Genomic DNA, 6,868 nt, shown 5'->3' on the forward strand with positions numbered 1-6,868 from the left:
CTTTCAACTCTGATCCGGAGAACCGGGGCGGCGTTTCCAGGCTCCTTTTGGTATATGTATCTCAAAAGTGGCTCCTTCACCAAAAACACCGTTTTCAGATATTTCTATTCCGGTAACCGACAGGAGTTCCCGGGAGAAGGCAAGGCCGAACCCGGTGTTCCTGCCGTAGCCATATGAAAATATCTTATCTTTCTCATCTTCAGGAACCCCAATGCCGTCGTCTTCTATTCTTAATATCAGGCTCCCGTCTTCCTGCTCCTCAGCAGATACGACAATCTCTGTTATCTTTTTCCCGTGTCTTATGGCGTTCTCAATCAGGCTGTAAAAAACCTTTTCAACAAGTGGATCTGCATAGATAAGGACCGGATCGATGTTTAGCCGGACTTGGACATCCCCCCGGACCAGGCTCTCTGCGGCACCTGAGATCTGCTCCCCGAGACCCTTCCACATCGGTTTTTCCAATCCAATATCATGATAACTCCGTGAAAATTCGATCTGTTTCATGACGCGGTCAGTGATCTCGATCGACTTTCCAAGATACAGCTTCTCCTCCGGATCTTTAAGTTTATCATCAAGAAGGAAGAGATAGCCGGACAGTGCAGTAATAAGGTTGCTTATGTCATGCCGGGTAAGCTGCGAGAGCAGGGAAAGTTTGTCGTTTGCGACCCTGAGTGCATTCTCCGACGCTTTCCGCTCCGTTATGTCCCTGATAATAAGCACGGCTCCGGACGGTTCATCGCTCCTGTCCCGGACGACCGATCCTGAAACACTTACGTATCTTGTCGTTTTCCCGGGAAGGCCGATCTCAAAGTCGGATATTTCACCCTTTTTTGTGATTATATCTTTTATAGCTCCGTAATTCCCGGGAGAAACCAGCTCTTCCGCAGATCTGCCTGCAGGAGAGTTTTTCAGCGAAGGGAATATATTTCCTGCCGAGTCATTGGCAGCAACAATGCCTCCCCCTGAATCGACAAGGATCAGTCCGTCAGGCATTGTCTTCATAATTTCAGGAACCGCCGTCTCGGGGCTCAGCACGAACAGCCCGTAATGCTTCATCGCATATACTATCAGGACTGAAAGGAAGACAAAGCCGATAAAGACGAGATTCGGAATATAGATGCAGAATATCGGAAGTACAATTCCCGAAAGCATTCCAAAAAATATGGTGATGATGATGCCTGCAAATAAAAGACTGTTCTGCCTGTGTTTTATCCCCGGTTCGGTATACCTCCATGAGATAAACCCGACGCAGAACGACCAGAGCATGATGAAAGCCGTGAATAAAATATCAGCCAGATAAAGGGGGTTGCAGCCTGCAGGAAGATAGACGTAGCCGGTCCCCGGCAGATATGCGGCGGTATAGAGGCAATCTGTAAACACACCGATAAACGACAGCGCGATGGCGATCAGATAGATGCACGCCAGGATAATGCGCTTCCTTTTACCATCCCGAAAGGTTCCTGTAAACTCAAGGATGAAATGAGAACCGAACGCTATGGTTAACGGCCAGAAAGAGCTGAACTTAAGCCAGAACGTAACTCCTTCGAGGCTGCCCGCCTGCCAGATGAAAAACTCCCCTGTGGCCCAGTAAGCTGCCGAGATCATTACTGCCAGGAAAAGGCGGTGCACCTGGGACGAGGGCTTTTGTGCATAGACAAAAAATCCAAGGCTGCAGGTAATAAATGCTGAAATCAGACAGAATCCGGCATTGAACAAAATGCCTGAAATTATCGGGGACATGAACACTACCTGGCAAAGCCTCTCCCCGGAGCCGCCCGGGAGGTCGCCTTATTTTATTATTCCGTTTATCAGACTTAACAGATTCCTGAATGCTCCCGGCACCCTGTCTTTGATTTTATATTTCCTTAAGCCTGTAATATTTAAATTTTTTTAATGAGGTAATGCTTCAGGCATATCGGCTGCATCAGCTGTTATCGCTGAAAAACCGGTTTTTATATGTTTTTGCATCTATTTCGAATCTACTAATCATCAAAAACGAAAAGCTCCTCGATTGTCGTATCAAGTGCCTTTGCAACGTCATGGGCAAGTTTAAGTGAGGGATTGTACTTGCCCTTCTCAAGAAAGACAATCGTCTCTCTCCTTACGCCGACAGCCTCTGCAAGCTGCGCCTGGGTCATATCTTTCTTCGCCCGGAACTCCCGGATTCTTGTCTCCATCCGTTATTCCCCCGGTCTCCGGCTCAATATACGTCACCCTTACCTGAGAAGTACCACTGGAATACAACAGTGCTGAGGGGCATGAGCATTATCAGGATCCCGAGAGCTGCACATGCATCGATCTTTACAATATCAAGATAAGACAGCCAGAACATCACGATGACCGCAAGAAATGTAAGATACCACGAATACGATATCGCCCATGTCCCGATCTTCAGCGAACGCTCGTCTCTTATGTCCGAATCCGCAGATTTCCTCAAAGATGCAAAGCAGATTATGAACAGTATTATTCCACCGGTGATAATGCCGGACCCGGTTGTTTCACCAGTGACGGAGTACGAAAACGCACTTAAAGCAAATCCGGCGACGATCATTATCCCGCCGACAACAGCACCTGCATAGTTGTACTCCTTCTTTTTCCCTGTTTTTACAGCGGTAATAGCTATAAGAAGCAGCACTATCATCCCGCCCCATACGACCGCATCCGCCGACAGCCCGCCTGTACTCAGGTATATCACAACAAGTGCGATTATTACCGCTGCAATGCCGAAAATGTTTGTAAGGACAATTTTTCTCTTTCGATCTTCCATTGGCTTCGCCTTTCAGTCTTCAGTGTATTGTTAGAAATTAACAACACTTTGTTAGATCTATATAACATGTTAGAAGTATATAACAGTTTTCAGATGACTTTTGAACAGGGCATTGTAGTATCCGGAAAAAGGTGATCCCTCTCCGCCATCTTATATTATATGACGAATGAAAGACAATTATAGAGCAGCAAAACAGCGGTAATCTGAATATGGCAACACAGGAGATAAAAGTCACCCAGGCGAGAATCGCCGTAATAATCGGAAAAGGCGGGGCTACAAAACGGAAGATCGAGAAAGAGACACAGACCGTAATCTCTGTCGACAGCGAGGACGGCCTTGTCACGATAGATGGGGAGGACGCCCCGCTGGTCCTCAAGGCCGCGGATATAATAACGGCAATCAACAGGGGTTTTTCGCCGAAAAGATCCTTCTGCCTCCTTGAGGACGAGGATATGATGCTGGACATCATCGATCTTACGGCCGCCTGCAAAAACCCGAAGCAGATGGAGAGGGTCAGGGGAAGGATCATAGGAAAGGCAGGAAAGGCCCGCGAACAGATCGAGGATATGACCGGTGCCGAAATATCGGTGCTCGGCAAGACTGTGGCGATCATAGGAGGAATCGAACAGGTGAAGACGGCAAGGCATGCAATCGAGATGCTAATAGAGGGCATGCCACATGAAAGTGTCTTTACCTACCTCGATAAGAAGAAGAAGGAAGCAAAAGCAAATATCTTCGATTATTATTACTGATATGCGGAATCAGAATCATGGCACCATTTCCAGTGGAAAAAATTCCCTTTTCCCTTTGTAAATTTGATATAATAAACCTGAAAGACACCTTTCCACTGGAAGAGAAGGGGTCCGTCGGAGGGGCAGCCCAATGAAACTGGAAGAGCTGGGGCTCCCTGAAAAACTTGTCTCCTCCTGCCTGAAGAGAGGCATCTCCGAGCTGTACCCCCCCCAGGCCGACTGTGTCGAAAAAGGGCTTTTAGAGGGGAAGAATCTCCTGATATCCATACCGACGGCGAGCGGAAAAACACTTGTTGCAGAGATGGCGATGCATCGTCATGTCGCAAATCGCGGAAAGTGCCTCTATGTCGTTCCGCTGAAGGCTCTGGCATCCGAAAAATTCGAAGAATTCTCGGGAAAGGGGCCGAAGACAGGCATTGCAACGGGTGATTACGACAAAAAGGACGAATACCTCGGCAGAAACGATATTATCATAGCCACCTCGGAGAAGGTCGACTCCCTCCTCAGGAACAATGCCGCGTGGATGGGCTCCATAACCTGCCTTGTTGTCGACGAGGCCCACCTGATCGACTCCGAGGATCGCGGGGCCACCCTTGAGATGGTGATAACCAAACTCAGGCACAGGAATAAAGATCTCCAGATTATCGGCCTCACGGCGACGATTGGAAATCCGAGGGCTCTCGCATCATGGCTAGACGCCGATCTCGTCACCTCCGACTGGAGGCCCGTCGAACTTAAAGAGGGGGTCTTCTGCAGGGATACCCTCTACTTCGGCGAAGAGATAAAGACGATAGAGACACCGAAGAAGAACGACGACGAGAACCTCTGCATAGATTGCGTCAATGACGGGGGCCAGTGCCTGGTATTTGTTAACTCCAGGAGAAATGCGGAAGGGTGTGCAAAGAGGATGGCGTCCGCCCTGAAGCTTGACGAGCCCGAACTCGAAAAACTTTCAGTGGAACTTGAAAAAGCCGCCGAAACCGACATGGGCAGGATTCTTGCTGCCTGCGTCAAAAAAGGGGCGGCATTCCATCATGCCGGGATGAAGAGGGACCAGAGGGAGATCGTAGAGAGAGGTTTCAGGCAGGGTTCGATCAGGGTTATCTCATCGACCCCCACGCTTGCCGCCGGCCTCAACCTCCCGGCAAGGCGCGTCGTCATCAGGGACTACCTGAGGTTTAAAGGCGGAGAAGGAATGGCACCCATACCTGTGAGGGAGTACAGGCAGATGGCCGGCCGTGCCGGAAGGCCACATCTCGATCCATACGGGGAGGCTGTCCTTATCGCAAAAGGTCCCGAGGCCGCAAACGGCCTGTATGAAGAGTTCATCAGCGCACCGGCCGAGGACGTGACGTCGAGGCTCGACGATGAAAGGGTGCTTACCGGCCAGATCCTTTCTCTGATATCGACGGGTTTTGTGAAGACCGAAGAAGAGCTGCCCGAATTTTTAAACGAGACCTTTTATGTCCACATGAACAAAAGCACCGCGTATATCGGCCGGATAGTCGAAGATGCAGTCGCACTCCTCGAGGAGGCCGGAATGATTACAAGGACCGGCGAATATCTCTCGTCAACTGACTATGGGCATCTCGTATCACGCCTGTACATAACCCCGCAGACTGCAGAGATCATAACCGGTGCGCTGAGGGAGAGGAGCGGAAGAGAGACCGGGGCCGCACCGAAGGAGTTCAGCGAACTCGGCTTCCTGCAGGTGCTCTGCACGACGCCGGATATGTATACCCTCTATATTAAAAAGAGCGACATGGACGTTCTCGAGAGATTCTACTTCGAAAACGAGGCCGAACTCTGGAGAGAGATCTCTTTCGATTCTATGGAGGAAGGATTTAGGGCCTTAAAAACGGCGATGCTTGTAAACGACTGGATATCCGAAGCAGGTGAAGACCTGATATGCAGCAGGTACGGGATCGGCCCCGGGGATATATACAATACGGTTGAGGGTATGAACTGGCTTCTTCATGCATCGTCCCGGCTGTCTTCGATGATGATCCCCGAGTTCGGTGATCCGGTCCGCGAAACCGCGATACGGGTTCAGCACGGAATAAAGAGAGAGCTCCTGCCGCTTATAAGACTGAAAGGCATCGGGCGTGTCCGTGCAAGAAGACTCTTCAACAATAATATCATGGCACCGGAAGATCTTGAAAAGGCAGGATTCGACCGTGTCGCGGCGATTGTAGGCAAAAAGATCGCACAGCAGATCATGAAACAGGCTGCAGGAGAAGGAAGTGCAGATGCAAAGAGGAGAACCCGTCCAGAGAATGAATATATATCTGACAAAGAAGACGAGGTTCCGGTGAACGGAAGAGACGATCCGAGCCGGCCTTCTCTTTTCAGCTTTGGAGGCGGACCTGAATGAGTATGGATTACAGGATTTACAGGGGGGATTTTGAGATCGCAGATGAAAGATCCTTTCTTGCAGAGATCAGGAAAATCGCTGGTTCTTCATCGGCTTATATTATTTTTTTCGACAGGAACTCAATCGCCGGGTGCGATCATATAAGGGCGGCAGTTTCACTTGCCGATAGATCCTTCTTTGAATGCAAAACCCCTATATCGAATTCTTTCGAGATGGAGGTCCTCCTGTATGCGTTCGGGACAAGGCAGACAGGTTTTGCCTCAGGATTCGGAATCCATAAAGGAGCGAATGAGTCCGTGATCGTGATCTGCATGGATAATGATTCTATCTCAGGAGAGGACAGGGAGAAAAAAACAGAGTCTTTCGATCAGGTTTTCGGGAGGGTGATATCCGGGATCTCTTCTCTTGAAGAATGCACAGGAAAAGAGATTCATCTCTTCGGAGAAGAAGACTGCAGGAATATTGCAGGAGAAAGATCCGCCGATAAGATCTCCCGGCTTGCCGAAATTTTTTCCATAACACCCAGGGAGCTTGAAGTCTGTGGAGAAGAAAGAATAGAGGAGATTGTCATTGAAAGATGTGCTCTTCTTGACGTGAACAGATAGCTAAATTGCAGTTTTAACCACATTTTTTTGGCATTTGAAGATATTTTTCTTTTACAAATTAACTATCAGGGCTGATGAACTCCTAGTGAATTAGGAAGAGAGTTCCTATGGCAACCTTTTCTAAAACAATTGAGATATTCTTTCTTTTCACATTTTCTTCCTTGTATGTGGATGTTTTGTTTCCTATGGAATATGCTGAAATGTCTTAGACCCCCACCCCTTTATTTCCACTGGAGATTGTATGATTGTGCATGGTGTAGAAAATTTGCAAGTTTGAAAAATTCCACGTTTTAATGAAGTTTGAAAAAAAGCCATCATGATCTAAGTAAGTAATAATATAAAAAAGAAGCTATTTGTGATTTTTAATAAT

General features: G+C 48.3%; 6 protein-coding genes. 3 read left to right on the top strand and 3 right to left on the bottom strand.

Annotation, left to right across the window (positions count from 1 at the left end; translation table 11 throughout):
* Positions 1 to 3: 3 nt before the first annotated feature.
* From MPET_RS14225 to MPET_RS14750, 3 genes are all read right to left on the bottom strand, one after another.
* On the bottom strand, positions 4 to 1,740 hold the full coding sequence (locus MPET_RS14225) for an ATP-binding protein (protein WP_013330734.1): 1,737 nt from the start codon (positions 1,738 to 1,740) through the stop codon (positions 4 to 6).
* Positions 1,741 to 1,982: 242 nt separating this feature from the next.
* Positions 1,983 to 2,177: a helix-turn-helix transcriptional regulator gene (locus MPET_RS14230; protein WP_013330735.1), complete on the bottom strand. Its 195-nt coding sequence runs from the start codon at positions 2,175 to 2,177 to the stop codon at positions 1,983 to 1,985.
* 23 nt (positions 2,178 to 2,200) lie between these two features.
* Positions 2,201 to 2,767 carry a hypothetical protein gene (locus MPET_RS14750; protein WP_013330736.1) on the bottom strand — a complete coding sequence of 189 codons (567 nt, stop codon included), beginning with the start codon at positions 2,765 to 2,767 and terminating at the stop codon, positions 2,201 to 2,203.
* Positions 2,768 to 2,976: 209 nt separating this feature from the next.
* Between MPET_RS14750 and MPET_RS14240 the strand changes: the two genes are divergently transcribed.
* The 3 genes from MPET_RS14240 to cgi121 all read left to right on the top strand — a co-directional run bounded on the left by MPET_RS14240 (position 2,977) and on the right by cgi121 (position 6,498).
* A complete protein-coding gene (locus MPET_RS14240) occupies positions 2,977 to 3,519 on the top strand; it encodes a KH domain-containing protein (protein WP_013330737.1) in 543 nt (180 codons plus the stop codon).
* 130 nt (positions 3,520 to 3,649) lie between these two features.
* Entirely contained in the window at positions 3,650 to 5,893 is a 2,244-nt protein-coding gene (locus MPET_RS14245) for an ATP-dependent DNA helicase (RefSeq protein WP_013330738.1), read from the top strand.
* Positions 5,890 to 6,498 (top strand): KEOPS complex subunit Cgi121, encoded by a 609-nt coding sequence (gene cgi121, locus MPET_RS14250; protein ID WP_013330739.1) that lies wholly within the window; start codon positions 5,890 to 5,892, stop codon positions 6,496 to 6,498. The genes MPET_RS14245 and cgi121 overlap by 4 nt, the downstream gene beginning before the upstream one ends.
* The last annotated feature ends 370 nt before the right edge of the window (positions 6,499 to 6,868 follow it).

This window comes from Methanolacinia petrolearia DSM 11571 (assembly GCF_000147875.1).
Taxonomy (GTDB): Archaea; Halobacteriota; Methanomicrobia; order Methanomicrobiales; family Methanomicrobiaceae; genus Methanolacinia; species Methanolacinia petrolearia.